The organism is Chitinophaga sp. SVR4-12A (assembly GCF_056754765.1).
In genome coordinates this window covers 764,334-785,030 of the sequence record NZ_JBPGWP010000001.1, presented here as the reverse complement: position 1 = coordinate 785,030, position 20,697 = coordinate 764,334, and the positions used below count along the sequence as shown (strand labels likewise).

The window sequence follows — 20,697 nt, the reverse complement described above, 5'->3', positions numbered from 1 at the left end:
GAAAAAAGAGCATTCATCATTTCCGTTAATTCATAAAACATTACTGTTAATACGCCTTGGCATCAAAGCCGTGCCTGCTCCCATCTTCGTCAATCCATTGCAGGCACAGCTTTCATGCGTTATCCATCGCAGGAAATTTGTTAATGCGACTGCTTTTATTTTGCAGGGATTGAAATAATTCTTTAGCTTAGTTGTGCGAAAGGTGTTTTCACATAATCGGTTAAGCATAACCCCATAGCTATTTCCCTCACCATGCAAGGGAAATTTGTTTTTTAATCGCAGCCAACAAATACAATTTATCAGGAACGAACTGTCGTGAACAGCTGTCAGCAACCGCTGTGTTGTAATTACGGTTGATCTGTAGCAGTATCCCTTTTCAATCGTACACTTATTTCTTAACTCCAAAAAATCTCTCCCTTATGGCAACCAAATACCTTGAAAATGTAAACACCCTACACTATGTGGGCGCCAGCTATGACAACATCCTGGCGGAACACAACGAGTGGCTGGAGCTGGCGGCAAAGGAAGGCGCCTATCAGAAAACCGACACGAAGAACCAGGTGAAGCTGAGTGAGATCAAACTGAATTTTGCCAAAGCCAATAACCTGTTCTACAAAAAGAAATTCCAGGAAGCATTGAAAACCTACCAGTACGTACAGGGTTTGGTGTTCCAGCTGTTATATCCCTCCTACAAGCCCTGGTACATTTATGAAACACTACAGGCAATACCGGTGAACGACAACCTGTTTGATCCTATTCTGAAGATCGGTGGTGAAATGGCGATCTCACTGCCGCCGGAAAATATACAAACCGCGGTGAGCTATGTAAGTATGAAATCATTGCCTGCCGATGCACAGAAATATGCGCAGCTATACGATGGTGCAGGGGTCAATTATGCTGGCGATAAAATGTTGAGGGATGCGCGGGATGCAACCATGATCGGCCTGGAATTCGCCAAGAGCGGCGACTGGAAACAGGCGGAAGCATTCTTTAAAGAAGGCTTGGATACCCTGGGTAATGCTGATACGCCCGATGCGAAGATCGCAAAGGCATCTCTTCAAATGAACCTTGGCGCTGTTCAGATCCAGAAAGGCGACCTGGGCGCTGCGCAGCAAATGTTAAGCGCTGCCGCAGAAGGCTTCAAAGGCGCTAACGATGCAGTAGGTGAAGGACAGGCAAAACTCAATATGGCCGCTATCCTCAATAAGGAAGGCAAAGCAAACGAAGCTGCCACCATGAGTAAAGAGGCCAGCACCGTACTGCATAATGCGGATCTCTCGGCAATGCTTGGAAGTTCCCCGGCAGTAAGGGCGGCAGAAGCTATTTCTTCCGTTACCGCAGCCACCGCACCGGCAGCAGGTGCAACGGGAACAGTTGCTCAACCTGCAGCTGCGGCTGCCGCTACCGCTGCCCCTGGCGTATTAACGACCAATGGAAACGGGAATAAAGAAACTGCTGTAGGCGCCATGGGGTCCAAAGAAGTGAAAAGCGCTTCCCTGCATGCCATCAAGCTGGGTACCACCACAAAGCCAGATACCATTTACGACCTCGCCGGCAAGAATGGGGGAGGAGTAGTATTCCGCATGCCCAACAAAGGAGATGGCTGGATCACCCAGGAACTGGAAGGCAATATCGAGAAAGAACAAAAGATCGCTGCCAAGGAATTGGGCGTGATAAGAGGCGCGCAAACGATGAAGTTCAAGTGGACAGCAGATACGGGACTGGACCTGCAAAGTGTAAAGAACACCTACTACGCCCAGCGGGTAGACCTGAAAGACCTGGCCGCAGTGAACATCGCTTACAACGCCATCACAGACCTGGCCGTGAACCTGCCGCACATGTACCTGTACCAGCTGCCCATCTGTATAGGGGATTGTCATCATCACCTCGGTGAATATCCTAAAGCACTGGCCCAATACCAAACCGCATCCAATTATCAATACATCAATACTTCCATCGAATTGCCGGCCCTCTGGATCAGGGTAGCCCGCAACTACCTGGAATGGGGTAACTCCTTCTACAAGAACGAAGAAGTACAGCAGGCATTTGATACCTACGTCAATATCATTACCGTGGATGATAAAACACCGGCATCTCCCTTGTATAAAGACAAGCTTAAAGTATATGGCGACCAGGTAAGCGCATTGATCGCCGCCATTGCCGATCCGGATGCTTCCACCCTGAACCCAGATACGATCAACATTGTATTGGACGCCAGGAACAGGCTGAGAATGATCAACGCCGGACTGGATTACTTCGGCTTCCCGGCTAATTATTTCCCCATCTTCAAATTCGATTTCCTGCAAAGCGTAGCCACTTACTTCGCTGAACAGGCCATACAGGCAGAAAGGGAATATATCAATTTCACCGCCCGTGGCGAAGATGAAGAAATGACCCGTGAACAGCTGCAGCAATCCGTTGAGCTCAGCAAAGCCCAGGTAGACCTGGCACAGAAACAGGTGGAATACGCACAGGCAGAGCTGGACATCAACAATGAAAACGCACAGCTGGCAGCTACCCGCCTGCAGAACGCCAAAGATCAGAAACAGCAGTATGCAGACGTGAGCTATGAGATAACGGCCCTGGAAGCGGCTACCGTATTCGCTTCCGGACCGGAAGGCTACAGCGTTTCCTATACCTACTACAGCCCATCCCAGGGAAAGGACGTCACCCTCTCCGGCAGCGACGCCTACAAGGTAATGGAAGATGCTGCCTGGAGAAAAGGCATGCTGTCAAGAGAAATGGAGCTTTCCAATATGGATCGCAACATCGCTGAGCTGGACGCCGGTATGCAGCTGGCAAAAGCACAGGTACAGGCCGCCCAGGTAAATGTAGATGTGGCCGTACAGCAGCAAAAGATCGCGGAAATGAATGAAAAACATTCACGCGAGCTGCTGGATAGCTTTGAATCACAGACCTTCACGCCTGAAGTATGGTTCCAGCTAGGTACCCGCATGCTGTTTATCTCCAAAACCTACCTGCAGCGCGCTATCGGTATTGCGAAGAAAATGCAGAAGGCCTATGAGCTGGAAACAGGCCGCGCACTGAACGCCATCAAGAGTGATTATAATACCAATATCATCTCCGGATTGCTGAGCGCAGATTATCTCCTGAATGATATCAACTACTTCACGGTTGACCGCATCAATAATTCCAAGTCAAAAGACATCCCCATCAAACAAATGTTCTCCCTGGCAGAGCTGAACCCCACTGGTTTCCAGACCACCTTCAAGAACACCGGCAGACTGCAGTTTGAAACTTCCCTGTCTGATTTCGACCTGTGTTACCCGGGCGCTTATCTCAGGAAGATCAAAAAAGTAGAAATGGTAGTAGAAGGCCTCATTCCGCCGGGCGGCGTTCATGGCACCCTGAAGAACTCCGGTATCTCACGCGACAGGAAGAAGAATGGCGATCTGTTCTTCCGGATCCAGCCCCATGAAACACTCTACCTGTCCAACTACAGCCCGCGTGCGGATATCGTGGTGTTCCAGCCCGACCAGCGCGTACTGGACGTGTTCGAGAACTGCGGCGTAGCCACCAGCTGGACACTCGACATCCCCATGGCTGCCAATGATCTCAACTACCAGACCATCTCTGACGTAAAGATGATCGTTTACTATACCGCCCAGTACGACCAGCTGCTGGAGAACAATATCAGGGCCACCTTACCTAAAACAGGGGCAAAGAATATGGCCCTGCCTTTCCGTATTGTTTTCCCGGATGAGTACTACCGCTTCATTGATACCGGTGAGCTGAAATGCCTGCTGCAGGCTACAGACTTTGCCTACAACGAGATGAAGCAGATGGTGAAGAACATCTCCCTGAAAGTGGTAACCGAAGGCATGCCTGCCAACAACCTGAAATTTACGGTACAGCAGGAAGCCGTCAGCGCAAAGGCTGCTACAAACGCCGATGGTGTGATCAAATCAAATAAGGCGGATGCAGCCAACCCGCTAAATGCATTTATCGACAAGGAATTGAACAAGGAATGGACCATCCAGCTCTTAGACGCCGATAATCCGGGATTAGACAGATCAAAGATCAGGGACCTGTTCCTGTTCCTTGAATATTCCTTCACCTATAAAGGATTATAATATGGCAAAGACATCAGGAATAGGAACGGATGTGCTGCCGCTACCATCCGGTGGCGGTAGCATGCAACCCATTGACGAAGCCTTTAAAACAGACCTTGGCACCGGTACCGGTTCCTACCAGGTACCTATCAAGCTGCCCAAAGGCGTCAATAATTTCACGCCCGGTCTTGCCTTGAAATACAGTACCGGTAGAGGTAACGGCCCCTTCGGCATGGGCTGGAGCGTAGACATGGTTGCCATCACCCGCAGCACAGACAAACGGCTGCCCACTTTTAACGATAACACGGATATCTTCCTGTTTGAAGGCAGGGAACTGGTGCCCATGGGCAATAACATTTACCAGCCTTTGGTAGAGAATGAATTTTCGCTCATTAAAAGAACACCCGCCGGCTGGGAAGTACAGACCAAATCCGGCAGCCTGCTGCAATTAGGTGCCACGGCTGATTCCAGGATGGTGTTTATTGACAACGGCGTTAAAAAGACCCATGCCTGGTTCCTGAACCAGATGACGGATAGCAATGGTAATACCATTCGTTATGAGTACATGTCTAACGGCAACAATACCTACATCAAAAAGATCAGCTACGCCATCTACCAGGTGGTGTTTAATTACGAGTTCAGGCAGGATGAGTATTGCAGCTATCGCAATGGCTTTGAGGTGAAAACAGCCCTGCGCTGCGCCTCTATTGAGGTAGACCTGCTGCAGCCTGCCTTAACGCCTGTCAAGCAATATCGCTTTTCCTATATGCAGGCGCCCTACAGCGGGATCTCCTTGCTGCAGAAAGCGGAACTGCTAGCCCTGCATAAGGAAAACGCCACAACAGAGGAGATTCCTTTTCCACCCATTACCTTTGATTACAACCATTTTGATCCTGCGCAGAAAAAGCTGGAGCTTTTTACCAGCCGCAATGGCAGCGCACCGCCTTCTCTCTTACGCCCGGATGTAAGCCTGCTGGATTTTGAGGGAACAGGCTTACAGGGCGTAATGGAGATCGCCAATGGTGTGGCCAGGTTCTGGCCCAACAAAGGCGCACTGCAATGGGGAGCGCCTTACACCCTAAAAGACATTCCCCTGCATACTGATCTGAGTGATGATAACCTGCTCTTCGGCGATATGGAAGGCAACGGCACGGCAGATCTGATGGTAGGCAGCCAACAGTCAGGCGGTTATTTTCCCAACCTGCCCGGCGGCGGCTGGGGATTAAAGGTTAACTACCGGCAAAGCCCCAACGTTCCTGTTGGCAGTCCTAAAACAAAGCTGGTAGACCTGGATGGGGACAACCGGGTAGACATGATGTATAGCGATGGGAACGCCTTCTACTATTATTTCAATAAAGCAGAAAAAGGATGGGCCGATCAGCCGATGATAGTGAAAGGAGCTTCGGCGCTGAAGAGCAGCCCGAAGTGAACCTGGACGACCCCCACATCCGCATGGCCGACATCGTAGGCGATGGCCGCACTCACCTGGTGCAGATCCATAGCGGCCGGGTATTGTACTGGCCCAACCTGGGATATGGTAAATGGGGAAAAGTAAAACGGATGGCCAACGCCCCGCAGCTGCCCCGCAATTATGATCCTGCCCGTTTGTTCTTTGCGGATATAGATGGCAGCGGCGCCATGGACATTGTATATGTAGACCACGACCGCATCTGTTGCTGGATCAACCAGGGCGGCCGTAAGTTCAGCGATACCATCACCATTGCCGGTACACCGCCGCTTGCCAACGCAGGCATCGTAATAGCCGACATGAAAGGCATGGGCACCAACGGCATACTCTGGAGCTATGATGAAGCCCTGCGTAATAAAGCCGCCTACCGTTATATGGACATCTGCGGTGGCAAAAAGCCTTACCTGCTCAATACTATCGTAGGTAATACCGGCATCGCCACAAAGATTGAGCACGGCAGCTCAACCTCCTTTCAGCAGGATAGAACAGATCCGCTGTTGAGCAAGACCTGCTTCCTTCCTTTCCCTGTGCCGGTGGTAAAACAGATCACCAATTCCGATCCTTCCACCGGCGTGGTCAGCGTCAGTACTTTCAATTATTACAATGGCCATTTCGATAGCCGTTCCAGGCAGTTCTGCGGCTTTGCCAAAGCAGAAAGGATTGAAAGCGGCGATGAAACGATCGCGCCCAACCGCTCCGTGTCTTATTTCAACAACACTGATCCCTTCCTGAAAGGATTGCCCATATTAACGCAGATCTTTGGCGAAGACGGCAGCCCTCAAAGCAAGCTGCCATATAAAGCCGAAGAAAATGTATACAGCGTAAAGAAAGTAGGAACAGCGCCCGATGGCAGGGAGATCCAATTCGTTGCCAAACAAAGCAGCATCAGCAGGAACCATGAACGCACAGCAGAGTGGAGCGAGGTGAAGAAAACCTGCAGCTATGATGCAGCCGGCAATGTGACGGAAGAGATAAAGACCGCCAAATGGAAGAATGACCAGGGCCAGCAGGAACAACAAGTGCTCAAAACAACGACTACGTATGCGCAGGCAGCCGGCCGGCTCACCGCTTTCAAAAGCCGTGAAACTGTCAGAGATGCCGACAACAAGGTGCTGAAGGCCACCATCTGGTATTACGACGGTCCTGAGTTTGAAGGCTTGCCTGAACAACAGGCCACCAAGGGCAATCTTAGCCGCGAACGCCAGTTGGTCATGAGCACCGCTGCCTTTAACCAGGTGTTCGGAGTCGTACCGCCTGACATGGCCGCATTGGGATACATACAGGCAGCAGATCCTGAGCTGGGAGACGCCTGGTTCATGGACAGGCTGCGTCAGAAAACAGATGCGGCAGGTAATACCATCGAGCGGAAAAATCCGGTAGGCCTGGTAACGAAGATGCTCTTTGATAATTTCCATCTTTATCCCATACAGGTGGAACAATCCAACGGCCTGGTGATAAAGATGGCCTATGAATACAAATATGGCGGCATCACCTCCTACAAAGACCCCAACAATGTAGAGCAGAAATATGAATTTGATAAAGCCGGACAGCTCACCGGCGTTTACCGTCATGATGATCTGCCGGGACAGCCCTATGTGCAATATCAATACAATCATACCCCTGCCCAGCGTTCTCAGACCACGCTTACCCGTACAGAAAAAGGCGGCGCACAAACCCGGCGCATAGAATACTTTGACGGACTGGGAGAAAAGCTCCAGGTACGCGCTGAAGCAGAAGACAACAAGGTGAGTGTAACCGGTAAAAAAGAGTATAACCCCAAAGGGCTAACGAAGAAAGAATACCAACCCTACTTCTCCAATAATATGGGCTTCTCTGTGGCAGACCAGAATAACGGGGATGTCTTCACCCTCTATGAATACGACGCCCTCGGCAGGAGCACCCGCCGTACCGACTGGAACAAGCAGACCTATGTGACGGTATTCAGTCCATCTTCCCGCAGCTTCTACGATCCGCTGGATCTGAAAGATGCCCCGGGTAATAATAATTTCAATACGCCGAAAACAGAATGGATGGATGCAGAAGACCGGCTGACCGCTATCGTGGAAAGAAAGAAGAGCGGCCAGTACACTACCCGCTATGCATACGATGCCTTGGGCAATCGCACAAAGGTGACCATCAATAACAGCACCTTCGTAGAGAATACTTTCGACTGCCTGAACAGGCGGATCCGCTCCGGTTACCGCGACGCCGGTAACTACACCTATTTCTACGATGCGGTAGACAACCTGGTGGAAAGAAAGGATGGCAGGAATGCATCGGTGTATAACACCTATGATGTGATGGGCCGTTTGCGCACGGTGCATTTCGGCGGCAGCGGCGGCACGCTCATGGAAACCTATACATACGACAGCGGTGATCCGGGAGAACAGAATACTCTGGGCAAGCTCACGAAAGTGAGCGGCGGCTTCGGGGAGGTGAAGTACAGCTATTCCAAATGCGGCTGCCTGAAAGCCAAAACCCGCAGCTACCCGGGCCTGGCCCAGCCTATGAAAGTAGAATACGAAACAGATAACCTGAAAAGGTATACTAAAATAAAATACCCGGATGGTTTTGAAGCCTCAATCCTATATAGCCGGGGAGGGCTGATCGATTCCATTCCGGGTATTATCAACAGGATGGAATACGGGCCTACGGGTAAACGTACCAAGATCGTCTATGCCAGTGGTGTGCTTACCGAGTACAGTTATGACCCGGGCAGTTTCCGCTTAACCAGCATAAAGACAACTTCGCCCGGTGGCAACGTGAAATACCAGCACCTCACGTATGACTACAACGAAACAGGACTGATCACAAAGATCACGGATGCTGCCAATGCACCCGGTCATATACAGCATACCCGGTCTTACCTGTACGACGAATTGGACCAGTTGCTCCGTGCTACCGGTCTCACTTCCAACGGCAATTACGATCACAATTACACCTACGACGATCCGGGCAACCTCACACATTATCCTGAAACATTCGGCACAGAACAGGTACAGCATGGCGATGCACAGCATCCCTTCCGGGTCACAGGCGTTAGCGGCCAGCCCACACAGGTGTACAAGTATGATGCAGCCGGTAATATCACCCAGACACCCGATACAGTAATGGAATACGATGCAAGGAACCAGCTGGTAAAAGTGACCCACAAGAACGGAACAGTTATCAGTTATTTCTATGATCACCTGGGTTCCCGCGTGCTCACCACCACGACGGTGGGCGGTAGTACAGAAAGGATGTACAACTTTGACGATATCTATACAGTCAAAGGCAATGAAAAGAACCGGTATATCTTTGATGAAACAGGCGCGGTAGCCATGATCCGTGTCAACAATGGCGGTGTGGTGTTCCACCGGGACCACTTAGGCAGCCATGTGGCGGAGAGCCATCTGCAAACCGGCGCGCTGATAAGCGAGCAGCATTACTATGCTTTTGGCAAGATGGCTTTTGGCGCAACTCTGTCCGCGCAGCAAAACTTCTCCGGCAAGAAATACGATACGTTACCGGATCTCGTATTCTTCGGCGGGCGTTATTACATGCCTTCACTCGGCAATTTCCTGACGCCCGATCCGTATTTCCTGGAACAGCAGCCGGAGAAATTCTTTAAAGCACCGCGCAGCTTACAGTTATATGTGTACGTGCTGAATAACCCCGTCAATATGATCGATCCATTTGGTCTGTGGTTCGGTATTGACGATGCCATTGCCGCAGCTGTTGGCTTTGTGGCAGGGGTAGTAGGATACATTGTCAACTGGGCAGTAAGCGGCGGAGATTTTTCCGTTTCTGAAATGCTCTGGTCCGGTGTGGTAGGCGCTGTATCCTTATGGTTTGGCTACAATACCTTCGGTCTCGGCTTTGCTGTTTTTAGCGGCATTGCGATGATCGCCGGACCAGCCATCTGCGGCGGATTGGATAAGGCATCTATGGGAGATTCATTCGGAGAGCGTTTGCTGGGCTTCATCAGCTTTGCGATCAAATTTGCGCGTTCACCTATTACGTCTTCTGTAGGCCTGATCATCGGCGGCTTTGGTACCGGCTTTGGCGCCTGGAATGATGTGGAATGGTTCAAAGGCGGCGTGATCGCTTTTGAGTACGACAAATCTTCCAGCGGTTTTTCTGCCGTTACTTTAGGCGCAACGGTGAATATCTGGGAAGGCAATACCAGCAGTCCTTCTTTTGAGCACGAGCTCTATCACTCCCGTCAGTATACGATCCTGGGCGATTGGTTCATACCGGGATGGGTAGTAGGCGGCCTGTATGGTATGATCAGCGGTGCGATTGGTGGTAGCAATGATTGGGGCAGCTGCTTCTATTCTGCCAATCCTAATAAAGGATATGGTAATCCACTGGAAGCCGGCGCTCATTCTATAGAAAGAGGCGGAGGATGCTCATAATTATGGAGATAGTGTGAACATTCTCAGAGGGCCGCAGTCTTGCGGCCCTTATTATTTGCCGCCTATAATCGCCCTCGCCGCCGTCCTCCCGGAAAAAATACATCCACCCAAAAACGTCCCTTCCAATGCCCGGTACCCATGCATCCCCCCTCCACCAAATCCCGCTGCTTCGCCGGCAGCATACAGCCCCGCTATAGGCTGCCCCTGCTCATTCAACACCTGTGCATCCAGGTTCGTTTCCAACCCGCCCAATGTTTTCCGGGTAAGAATATGCAGTTTAACCGCTATCAGCGGTCCTGCACCTGGGTCCAGTAATTTATGCAAGGGCGCGGTCCTGATCAGTTTATCACCTACATAATTGCGCGCATTACGGATCGCAGCTATTTGCAGATCTTTACCAAATTTATTATCCAGCTGGCTATCCCTCGCTTTAACCTCTCTTTCAATTGCCTCAAAGCTCAGCAAAGGCTTTGGTGTTAATCGGTTCATTCCAGCTACAAGATCATGCAAATTATCCGCCACTACAAAATCTTCTCCGTTTTCTTTGAAAGCTTCCACCGGCCCTGTTGCTTTCTTCCCCACTGCGCGCTTTATGACCTGGCTCCATTTTTTATCTGTCAGGTCAGGATTCTGTTCCGACCCCGATAATGCAAATTCCTTTTTAATGATCTTCTGATTGAGAATAAACCACGAGTAGTCATAACCGGTATGCATCAAATATTGAAGCGTTCCCAGTGTATCAAAACCGGGATACAGGGGAGGAGGCAGCCGTTTGCCTGTAGCATCTAACCATAGAGAAGAAGGCCCGGGCAGTATACGGATCCCATGTTGTTCCCATACAGGCGCCCAGTTTTTAATCCCTTCTGTATAATGCCACATCCTGTCCGGATTAATAAGCCGCGCGCCTGCCTGTTGCGCAATGCCCAGCATGCGCCCATCTACGTGCTGTGGCACACCAGACAGCATATGTGCAGGCGCCGTGCCCAAACTGGCGGGCCAGTTCTTTCTCACCAGCTCATGATTGGCGCCAATGCCGCCGGAAGTGATGATGACTGTTGATGCGTCAAAATCAAAATCACCTGTAACGGTCTCCGGGCTTTTTTCTCCCCGTTGTACATTACTTGGCGCCAGTATCACACCACGAACACCTTTTACGGCGCCGTTCTCCATCACCAGTTCATTTACACGATGCCGGAATTTGAATTGTATTAACCCATTATTAGCTGCTTCTTTCGCGCGTGCAATGAATGGCTCCAGCACCCCGGGGCCCGTGCCCCAGGTCACGTGAAAGCGTGGCACGGAATTACCATGCCCGATAGCGCCATAACCGCCTCTTTCGGCCCAGCCTACTACCGGGAAAAAGCGCAGGCCCAATCCGCGCAGCCAGCTGTATTTCTCCGTAGCGGCAAAGTGCACATACGCTGCTGCCCATCGCCGTGGCCAATGATCTTCGGGGCGGTCAAAAGCCGCGGAGCCCATCCAATCCAGCATCGCCAGTTCGAGGCTATCTTTGATACCCAGCCTTCTTTGCTCCGGGGTATCTACCATGAACAATCCTCCGAACGACCAGAATGCCTGTCCGCCCAGGTTCTGTTCCCCTTCCTGGTCTACCAGTATAGATTTGATGCCTTTCTCTGCCAGCTCAGTGGCGGCCACCAGCCCTGAAAGTCCTGCGCCGATAATGATGGTGTCTGTGCCTGTTTTCATAGTGGAATGATTTCAATCTAAGTTGACAGTTGTCAGTTGACAGTTGTCAGTTGACAGTTGTCAGTTGACAGTTGTCAGTTGACAGTTGATGTGTAGTTAACCACTGACCACTGATCACTGATAACTGACAACTTATGACTTATCGCTCGGGTTGTTGTCATCTTGGGATTTCCAGTTGTACTTCAAATATATCCCTTGTTTTCTGTACCTGCAAAGTATGATTGTTGGGATATAACAATTCCAGTCTTCTGCGTACATTTTCCAGGCCGATACCGCCGCCACTGTCCTTCTGCTGCTGACTGATCGTATTGATGATAGTAAATCGGATCATGGTATGATCTGTTTTCAGTCGGATCAGGATAGTGTTGCCGTTCTTTATATCGCCGTGCTTAAAAGCGTTTTCCACAAAGGGGATCAGCAGGAGGGGAGGGATGCCGGCTTTCCCTGCGTCGCCGGTGATTTCAACATGGGCGGGAGCATGCAGGCCAAAACGCATCTGCTGCAGCTCCAGGTATTTATGAATATAATCCAGCTCTTTTTGCAGGGGCACTTTTTCATTACTGTCATACAGCATATAACGCAGCAGGTCGGATAATTTCGCGATCGCGTTCAGCGACAGGTCTGACTGATGATATACCAGGGAGTAGATATTATTAAGGTTATTGAAGAGGAAATGCGGGTTGATCTGCGAGCGAAGGAAAGACAGCTCCGTTTGTTTGCCCGCCAGCTGCAATTGAGCTTCTTTGAGCTGGTGCTCCCGCTCGCTCTGCACAAAGAAATAAACGGCGCCTAAAGCCGAATACAGGCAGGCATAAAACAGGTTGTCTACATAGTAATAGATCAGGCTCGTGGTTTCCCCATAATTCCGGAAATGCAGCACGGCCGGGAAGAGCAGCTCTTCCACACCATAGCGGATAAAGATGATGACGGAGAAGGATAGGAACAGGTACAGCACTGCCGTTTTTCTTTTTTGCCGGAAGTAGCTGCTGAATATGAAATAAGCACTGAGGGGATATAGCAGGAAAATGAGGAAAGCAGACAGCATCAACATCTTACCAACAGTGTCCTGCCAGTCGGGGAAAGCGGGAAGGCCGCGGATCAGCAACGGTACACTGACACTTAATTCGCGCAGGACCCACAGCCCTGCATAGACAAGGAGGATGCGTGTTAAATGTTTTCCCATACCCAAATCTATGGCAGTTGACGATAATATCCGCCGGGAAAGGCCTTACCCTTTGTATTTATCTTCAAATCCCCGCTTTTTATCTTCGAACCGGTAGGGCAGCCTGCACGCAAGTTTGCAGACGGAACCGGTGCTTTAGCAGATCAGCGACCAGGAACCCTGTGGCGACACTTATTTTGCCTGAAAATTTGTGGAATCACCAGGTACCTGCCGATACACTGCGGGACAAAATGTTGGAACAACGCTACACCCGTTTTTATACCGCAGGCGATTTCCGTGGAGAAAACAAACATTATCCTGGAAAGTTTCCTGCTGATGGCGGAGCCTCAACGCTCCGCAGGATGCACGGGGCTTATCTCTGCACAGGATTTAATACCGTTGATAACAGCGGGCCCGATCTGTTGGCCATGTGGTGGTATGACCGTAACCTACGGATCTTCAATAACATCCTGAAAACCAAACCGGCGGTAAACGATCGTATCATTGTGCTTTCGGTAATGGGCACATACCCATTCTGAAACATTGTTTTGACGCTTCGCCAGAGTTTGAAGTGGTAGAATTAAAAGCGCTGGTCCGCCCGCACTAGCGGATCCTTATGGATGGGCCCGTTTCAAATGTAAGTTTTGGTACGATTTTTTTAGGGACATCTCCAGAAACCATTTAAACCATATTAGTATGCTAGACACAACTACTTCTACCGCGCTGAGACAGAAACTGCTGATTATTGAAGACGAAGGCGAAATGTGCCTGCTGATCAACCTTTTGCTGAATGACGAGGACCTGGAGATCGAACATGTAAAATCATTGTCCGCAGCTGTGGAATATTTTCAACAACAAACCCCATCGCTTGTCCTGATGGATAACCGGCTGCCCGACGGCTATGGTATTGATTTTATCAGCTATATCAAACACAAATACCCCGACACTAAGGTGGTAATGATTTCAGGTATGGATGCCGCTGCGAAAGATGTTGCATTGGAGAACGGAGCGGATCTCTTCCTGGAAAAGCCTTTCACCCGCTCACAGTTATGCCGGGCAATCCACCTGGTAACTGGCTGGCACAGAGAGGCATAAATACATCTTGTTGGTGATGTTAACCCCTATGCTTTTAACTTTGATCATTGGGTCGTCCGAAAAATAATATGTACCCATCAGCATCGGCTATTTCAAAGCCCCTCAAATTATCACTATTGTCATGAACAGGTTTGCTGAATATGGCTACCGCGTATTGAAAATACCGAATGATTTATCAGCTTCCCTAAAAATTTGTTAAAGCCTTACCTATCTTTATGGATTACTGACGGGCCTGCATCCTGTCGTAAACCAAATCATCCTCTATGCAACGCTACCACGCAAAGCTCAAGGGAGTGACATTCCTGCTCATCCTGGGCGGTATTTCCCTTTGTGCCATGGTCTCCGGCTTTATCTATTACGAAAGTGCCGCTTCCCACGCCAAAACAGCAACGCTCATTAACTGGTACGCAAAAGCGGGCAACGCCTATGCCATCCGTAATAGCCGTGGGGAGATCTACCTGTATGTGAATATTCAAAGCGGTCAGCCGGATCCCAACCAACGGCGTATACCCTTAAACGTTTCCCTGGTGCTGGACCGCAGCGGGTCCATGCAGGGTGAGAAGATCGCCTATGCTAAACGTGCCTCCAAATTCCTGGTAGAGCAGCTGAGCAAAGACGATTACCTGTCTATCGTTAACTATGACGACCAGGTAGAGGTAACCAGCCCTTCACAACCGGTAAAGAATAAGGAAGCCCTGAAACAGGCACTGGACAGGATTTATGATCGCGGCGCCACTAACCTGAGCGGCGGTATGCTGGAAGGTTTCTCCCAGGTAAAGACCACCCGTAAGGACGGCTACGTGAACCGTGTGCTGCTGCTCACAGACGGCCTGGCCAACCAGGGTATTGTGGATCCGGCGACCCTGAAGCGTCTTGTGGAAGGAAAGTATAAAGAGGAGGGGATTGCCTTATCCACTTTCGGCCTGGGAGCAGACTACAATGAAGACCTGCTGACAATGCTGTCTGAAACAGGCCGCGGCAATTATTATTTCATTGAAAGCGCAGACAAGATCCCTCAGCTCTTTGCCAAAGAGCTGAAAGGCCTCTTAAACGTGGTGGCGCAGAACGCCATGGTGCAGATCACTTTACCTCCCGGCATCCAATGCGAAAAAGTATATGGGTACCCGTATGATGTAAATAATGGCCAGTTGCAGGTTCGTTTCAACGACATCAATGCCAGTGATGAAAAGGCCATCCTGATCAGATTACGCCCCGATGCGCCTTTGCAATCCGGTTTTGATCTGGGCTGTGTGCTGGCTTATACGGATGCCCAGGCATTTACACCGGTAAAAGAAGAGTGCCGGGTCCATGTTGCGCTCGCGAGCGATCCCACTACCTACAAAAAGGGAGAGGATCCAAATGTACAGGAAGTACTGGCCCTGTTTGAAGCGACCGAACATTTTGATGAGGTGATGATGTCGGTAGACAGCCGCGAGTACGAAAAAGCGAAGGATAAGGGGAACCAGGCGATTTTGGAACTGAAGGAAAAGCAGAAAGTGTATAACTCTCCGAAATTACAAGAACAGATCACCAAAATGTCTGTTTATGTGAAAAGCCTGGATAGCGTGAAAATAGCAACGGAGTCGGAGCGCAGGATGTTCCAGAAGTCGAACAAGGCAATGAATTATGAGGTGAAGAAATTCAAGAAGAGCAAATAAAATATTAAACATTTGCTATCTTTGTCGGAATCTAAACCCCGACCTATACCATGAAAATTGTTAATCATTGGCTGGAGGCGGACGGTGCTGGTGAAAAGATCATTAAATCACCATCCCCTAATGCAAGGCCGCCCATTGACCCGGATTACCTGGTTATTCATTACACCGCTACCGACACCGCGAAAAACGCGATAGACTGGTTCATGGACACCACAAATAATCCAGATAAGATAGCTGCCCACATCGTACTGGATTACGACGGTACCATCACCCAGCTGGTGCCCTTCAACTGCAGGGCCAACCATGCCGGTTCCAGTTTATGGGACAGCGTTAGCCAGTTTAATTACCATGCCATCGGCATCGAGATCGTAAATCCCGGTTTCGTGGAGAAACTGGCAGACGGCACCTTTAAACGGCCCGTTACCGCTAAAACTTCCAAGACTTACCCGGCCTCGGAAGCGGCCCGCATTATTCCTGCTGCGCATAAACACCGTTTCTGGACCGGCAAGGAGAACCAGCACTGGTTCATCTATCCGCCCGCCCAGCTGGAAGCGCTTTATAAATTGAGTAAAGTGTTGATAGATACCTATCACCTGGTTACGGCCCTGGGACATGACGATATTTCTGCCGGCCGCAAGCCCGATCCCGGACCAGCTTTTCCCTGGGATGAATTCCGGACCAAAGTACAAGGCGCTACCTCAGACACCGGCAAGATATTTGTTACCAATACTGCAGGCGTAAAATTCAGGTCTGGTCCCAGTACCGCCAGTGCTGCGATCAAAACGCTTCCGGAAGATTACGAAGTAGGCGTTATTGAGACGAACGGCAGCTGGAAGAAAGTATACCTGGCGCAAAAAGCTTCAGAAGTCGTAGATGGAACACGATGCATTAAGACCATCGGCTGGATCCATGCTTCGCTGCTGAACCCCAAGAAATGACCAATGCAGAGAGTATCATAAACGAAGGGCCGTGCTGTAAAAGGACGGCCTTTCTTATGCCCACCCCCCAGATATAGTAACGATAAAGTAACGATATAGTAACGATGAAGTAACTCTTTTAAGAGTTACTATATCGTTACCAGGTTGATATAAAATGATCGGAATAATGGCTAGCCTAAAGCCAGGATACAGGCCGAACCGCAGCGTTTTACCCCAGTTATCTGCCCATTAGCGCCGGGTGTGCCCATTTCTATACCAACCGCCAATACCAGGGTCTGGGAATCTTTGATGGCCTCCGGTTTCTGCAGTTTCAGCTCCAGGGTTTGTGGCTGAAATGTCTCCGTGGCCTCATGCCATGGAGTATCCAGGTGGCTAAACTCCCTATCTTCAGCATAATCGTTATATTCCCCGTTCTCATAAATAATGTCCGGCGCCAGCGCTAAAGAGACGCTAAAGCGATAAAGCGGCTGTTTCCAGGGCAGGTGCAGGCTGATGTCCGGTAGCAGCATGGGCAGCTGTATCACGGCGCTTTTTGTTTCCCGGTTAAGGCTATAGCCTACGGTATCGGCTACAATTGTAGGGAAAGGATGCTTTTTGTGCAGCCAGAAGTTCCTGAGCATATAACGCCCCTGCGACAGGAAAACACAGCGCTGGCCGCGGTCTCCTGTTGTATCCAGTGCCTGGACTTTTTTGCAGATTTTGATCAGCGTAGGCCTGAAATTATGGTCTGCAAGATGTCTGATAGTGAACAGCGACTCCCTGATAGCGCTGGCCGCCTTCCCGGCGCCGCTAAACTCCGTTGCATTTTCCCGCGTTCGCTCAAAGCGCCACGACTTCAATACCTGTTCTGCTTTGGGGCCTCCTTTTTTCCGGATAATAAGCTTGTCGGAACCCTGCATGCGGTAAATACTCTTGCCTGCGAATAGATCGTCTTTTTTAAGCTTTGCCATGGGATATGGTTTTAATGAACATAACAATGGTTTTGATTAAAGACGGCAATCTACGTAAGATCTTAGTAAGAAAAGTTGATCTGGATCATCAATTTGGGGGAATATTCCCCTTCCAGTCGTTTTGTCCTAACCAACCCGTTAATATTCTACCACCCATATACTGCTATTTCAAATCCGCCTTACCTTACATCACTTTTTATTTCTTACAATCCAATTATGAAAAGGTACATCGTCATCATTGCCGCTGCCTCCCTGTGTGCATGCCAGCAAACCAATGGCTCCAAACAGGAACCCACGCAAACGGCAACAAACGTCATCAATCGCAAAGTGACCGTATACACTACGGCAGACAGCACCAATTTTCGCATCTCGGTAACAGACACACTGCACTTTACCGACATGGCGCAGCCCTTTGAAACACAGCCCTGCGTTTTCGTGGATCCCGACGCCGCCTTCCAGCGGTTTGAAGGCTTCGGTGGAGCTATGACAGACGCCGCCGCCGAAACATTCGCCAAACTGTCGGAAGGGGCGCAGCAGGAACTGCTCACCGCGTATTTCGACCCGGCTAAAGGTATCGGCTATACACTGGGCAGAACAAACATCAACAGCTGCGACTTCTCCAGCGGCTCCTACACCTATGTGAAAGATAACGACAGCGCATTGTCTTCTTTCAGCCTGGCGCACGACGAACAGTTCAAGATCCCCCTGATCAAAAAGGCGATCACCGCATCAGGTGAGAAGCTCTCCCTGCTGGTAAGTCCCTGGAGCCCGCCCGCCTGGATGAAAGACAACAACAGCATGGTGCAGGGCGGCAAACTGTTGCCCAATCACCGCCAGACGTGGGCCAACTATGTAGTGAAGTTCATCAAAGCCTATGAAGAAAAAGGCATACCCATATGGGGCCTCACCGTTCAGAACGAGCCCATGGCCAAACAACGCTGGGAATCCTGCATCTTCACCGCCGAAGAAGAAAGGGATTACATTAAGGAGTATCTCGGCCCTACTTTACTGGAGTACAACCTGCGAAGCAAAAAGCTCATCGCCTGGGATCATAACCGCAACCTGCTCTTCCAGCGCGCCAGCACCATCCTGGAAGACAAAGATGCCGCTAAATATGTTTGGGGCATCGGCTTCCACTGGTATGAAACATGGACCGGCTCTACCATGCAGTTCGATAACCTGCGCCTGGTGTCACAGGCGTTCCCTGATAAACACCTGGTGTTTACAGAAGGTTGTAAAGAAAAGTTCAGTATGGACAGCGTGAATAACTGGAGCCTCGGCGAAAGATATGGGCACTCTATCATTAACGATTTTAACAACGGCACCGTTGCCTGGATCGACTGGAACATCCTGCTGGATGAACAGGGCGGCCCTAACCACGTAGGTAATTATTGCTTTGCGCCGCTGCACGGCAATACAAAGACCGGTAAGCTGATCTACACCAATGCCTATTGGTACATCGGCCATTTCTCGAAATTCATCCGCCCCGGCGCTAAGCGTATCGCCGCTTCCAGCAGCCGTTCCTTCCTGGAAGCTACCGCTTTTCAGAATGCAGACGGCAGCATTGCCGTAGTGGTGATGAACCCTACTGCCCAGCGCTTGCCCTTCCACCTCTGGATCAAAGGCAAGGCGGCTGAAACAGCCAGCTTACCGCATTCTATCATGACGCTGGTATTATGAGCGCCGCCGTATTAAGGGCGACAGCAATAGCACTGTTCCGATCACTAACAGCGTACAAACAATTATTACAGACATTATTTTAAACACCGCCATATTTGTAAGCAGCTGGCTTTGCACCGTCAGAGCCCTGCTTACAGATGCGGTGGCCAGCATACCAGATTGCTCCGCCGTATATCCGCCTGCCCTGAATGCGGCAGTATATTGCTCCAGCCGCTGAACAAAGGGATCATCCAAAGTAGTCAGATGCCGCAGAAACCCCTCCTTATATTGCTGGTTATAATAGAGCTGCAAGGTATAGAAACCGGATATACCGTTAATGGTAGCCAGGAAACGGGTGAAAGCGCCCAGAGCAGCGCCGGTAAAGCCCGTATAGGGAGGCAGCTGCGACACCATCATGACCACAATAGGCACGAACAGCATGCCGGATGCTGCACCCTGCAAAATGACCGGTCCGGCCAGGTCGGCAAACGAGAGATCCGTGCTGAAGATGCGGTACATCCATACATGATAGATCAGCAACAAGCTAAACCCGATCAGGAAGAAATAAGGGATCTTAATCTTTTTCGATAACAGCAAACGTGTAGAAATGATCATAAAGATGACCAGTCCCAGCACGTTACAGCCCGAAAGCCATATCAGCTTGCCTGTATCCCACCTGAGCACATTTAACGTATAAGCGTATACGAGATTGATGCTGTCCTTCACGCCATAATAAACAACCACCAGGAATATCCCAATAATAAAAGGCTTGTGTTTGAGTACATCCGGATGGAGGTATGGCCTTTTAAGGATACCCTGCCGGTAGATCAGTAATGCCAATGTGCACAGCGCGATCAAAATGGATGCCCTGACCCGCGGGTCGTCTGTCCAGTAGTAACGCGGTCCGTAGATGAAAGTAAAGGCAATGGCAATATACAGGGCCATTGCCAGTATGAAACTTTGCCATTCCAGCTGGTACAGGGGATACCTGCGTTGCCCCACCTCAGTATGTAAGGACAGCAGCACGGCAATGATAGCCAGGGCTTGTACAAGGATGAGGTACAGGTATACGTCTTCCCAGTTCGTAGCATCCGTTACCCGGTACACCAGTGTGCCCGATAATAAACCGGCGCCGAGTATAGAACCATAGAACACGGAAAACCCGATCACTATTTCGAAAGGCTGCAGCCTGGAAAGGATCAGGGTAAGACAGGGGATGGCAATACCACTTACGATGAAACCGAGCGGCAAACGCATCAGCATGAACACATAAATGTCATGGATGTACAGAAAAGCAATGCTGATAATAATACTCAACATCAGCATGGCGAGCAGGTATTGCTTGACGTGGAAGTAACGTATCATTCTTGCCTGCAGCGGAATGGAGGCAATCAGTACGGCATAGCTGATCTGGGTGGAGAAGCTGATGTCTTCCGGCTGAGCGCCCAGGGCGCCCAGCACATAGCTTTGTAACAACCCGTACAAGGCGAATTGTACCAGGCCTGTCATCAGTAAAAAGAACAACAGCAGCTTGATGAGCCATTGCTGTTCTTTTATCCAGGGCTTAAAATAAACAGGTGCAAGCATATA

At 50.1% G+C, this 20,697-nt stretch carries 12 protein-coding genes; 8 read left to right on the top strand and 4 right to left on the bottom strand.

The features are described 5' to 3' along the window. Nucleotides 1–419 precede the first annotated feature (419 nt). From ACR9Y8_RS03055 to ACR9Y8_RS03045, 3 genes are read left to right on the top strand one after another with little or no spacing between them, the layout of a single operon-like run. Nucleotides 420–4,094 (top strand): Tc toxin subunit A-related protein, encoded by a 3,675-nt coding sequence (locus ACR9Y8_RS03055; RefSeq protein WP_481211757.1) that lies wholly within the window; start codon nt 420–422, stop codon nt 4,092–4,094. A gap of 1 nt (nt 4,095) precedes the next feature. Next, nucleotides 4,096–5,502: a SpvB/TcaC N-terminal domain-containing protein gene (locus ACR9Y8_RS03050; RefSeq protein ID WP_481211756.1), complete on the top strand. Its 1,407-nt coding sequence runs from the start codon at nt 4,096–4,098 to the stop codon at nt 5,500–5,502. Then, nucleotides 5,442–9,938: a toxin TcdB middle/N-terminal domain-containing protein gene (locus ACR9Y8_RS03045; protein ID WP_481211755.1), complete on the top strand. Its 4,497-nt coding sequence runs from the start codon at nt 5,442–5,444 to the stop codon at nt 9,936–9,938. Before ACR9Y8_RS03050 ends, ACR9Y8_RS03045 begins: the two co-directional genes overlap by 61 nt. Before the next feature lie 51 nt (nt 9,939–9,989). Here the strand turns inward: ACR9Y8_RS03045 and ACR9Y8_RS03040 are convergent, their stop codons facing one another. Both ACR9Y8_RS03040 and ACR9Y8_RS03035 read right to left on the bottom strand, forming a co-directional pair. Next, nucleotides 9,990–11,645, bottom strand: coding sequence for an FAD-binding dehydrogenase (locus ACR9Y8_RS03040; protein WP_481211754.1), 1,656 nt, complete (start codon nt 11,643–11,645; stop codon nt 9,990–9,992). Between the two features lie 157 nt (nt 11,646–11,802). Continuing rightward, nucleotides 11,803–12,828, bottom strand: a complete 1,026-nt coding sequence (locus ACR9Y8_RS03035) for a sensor histidine kinase (protein WP_481211753.1) — start codon at nt 12,826–12,828, stop codon at nt 11,803–11,805. A gap of 230 nt (nt 12,829–13,058) precedes the next feature. Here ACR9Y8_RS03035 and ACR9Y8_RS03030 point away from each other — a divergent pair, with 230 nt between their 5' ends. The 4 genes from ACR9Y8_RS03030 to ACR9Y8_RS03015 all read left to right on the top strand — a co-directional run bounded on the left by ACR9Y8_RS03030 (nt 13,059) and on the right by ACR9Y8_RS03015 (nt 16,498). Further along, a complete protein-coding gene (locus ACR9Y8_RS03030) occupies nt 13,059–13,346 on the top strand; it encodes a DUF5694 domain-containing protein (protein ID WP_481211752.1) in 288 nt (95 codons plus the stop codon). 157 nt (nt 13,347–13,503) lie between these two features. Beyond that, nucleotides 13,504–13,902, top strand: coding sequence for a response regulator (locus ACR9Y8_RS03025; protein WP_481211751.1), 399 nt, complete (start codon nt 13,504–13,506; stop codon nt 13,900–13,902). A gap of 263 nt (nt 13,903–14,165) precedes the next feature. After that, nucleotides 14,166–15,560, top strand: coding sequence for a vWA domain-containing protein (locus tag ACR9Y8_RS03020; RefSeq protein WP_481211750.1), 1,395 nt, complete (start codon nt 14,166–14,168; stop codon nt 15,558–15,560). A gap of 50 nt (nt 15,561–15,610) precedes the next feature. Next, nucleotides 15,611–16,498 (top strand): N-acetylmuramoyl-L-alanine amidase, encoded by an 888-nt coding sequence (locus ACR9Y8_RS03015; RefSeq protein ID WP_481211749.1) that lies wholly within the window; start codon nt 15,611–15,613, stop codon nt 16,496–16,498. A gap of 170 nt (nt 16,499–16,668) precedes the next feature. Here ACR9Y8_RS03015 and ACR9Y8_RS03010 read toward each other — a convergent pair whose 3' ends face one another. After that, nucleotides 16,669–17,448, bottom strand: a complete 780-nt coding sequence (locus ACR9Y8_RS03010; RefSeq protein WP_481211748.1) for a hypothetical protein — start codon at nt 17,446–17,448, stop codon at nt 16,669–16,671. Between the two features lie 216 nt (nt 17,449–17,664). Here ACR9Y8_RS03010 and ACR9Y8_RS03005 point away from each other — a divergent pair, with 216 nt between their 5' ends. Further along, on the top strand, nt 17,665–19,128 hold the full coding sequence (locus ACR9Y8_RS03005; RefSeq protein WP_481211747.1) for a glycoside hydrolase family 30 protein: 1,464 nt from the start codon (nt 17,665–17,667) through the stop codon (nt 19,126–19,128). Here ACR9Y8_RS03005 and ACR9Y8_RS03000 read toward each other — a convergent pair. Then, nucleotides 19,123–20,694, bottom strand: a complete 1,572-nt coding sequence (locus ACR9Y8_RS03000) for an efflux MFS transporter permease (RefSeq protein WP_481211746.1) — start codon at nt 20,692–20,694, stop codon at nt 19,123–19,125. The genes ACR9Y8_RS03005 and ACR9Y8_RS03000 overlap by 6 nt on opposite strands. Nucleotides 20,695–20,697 lie beyond the last annotated feature (3 nt).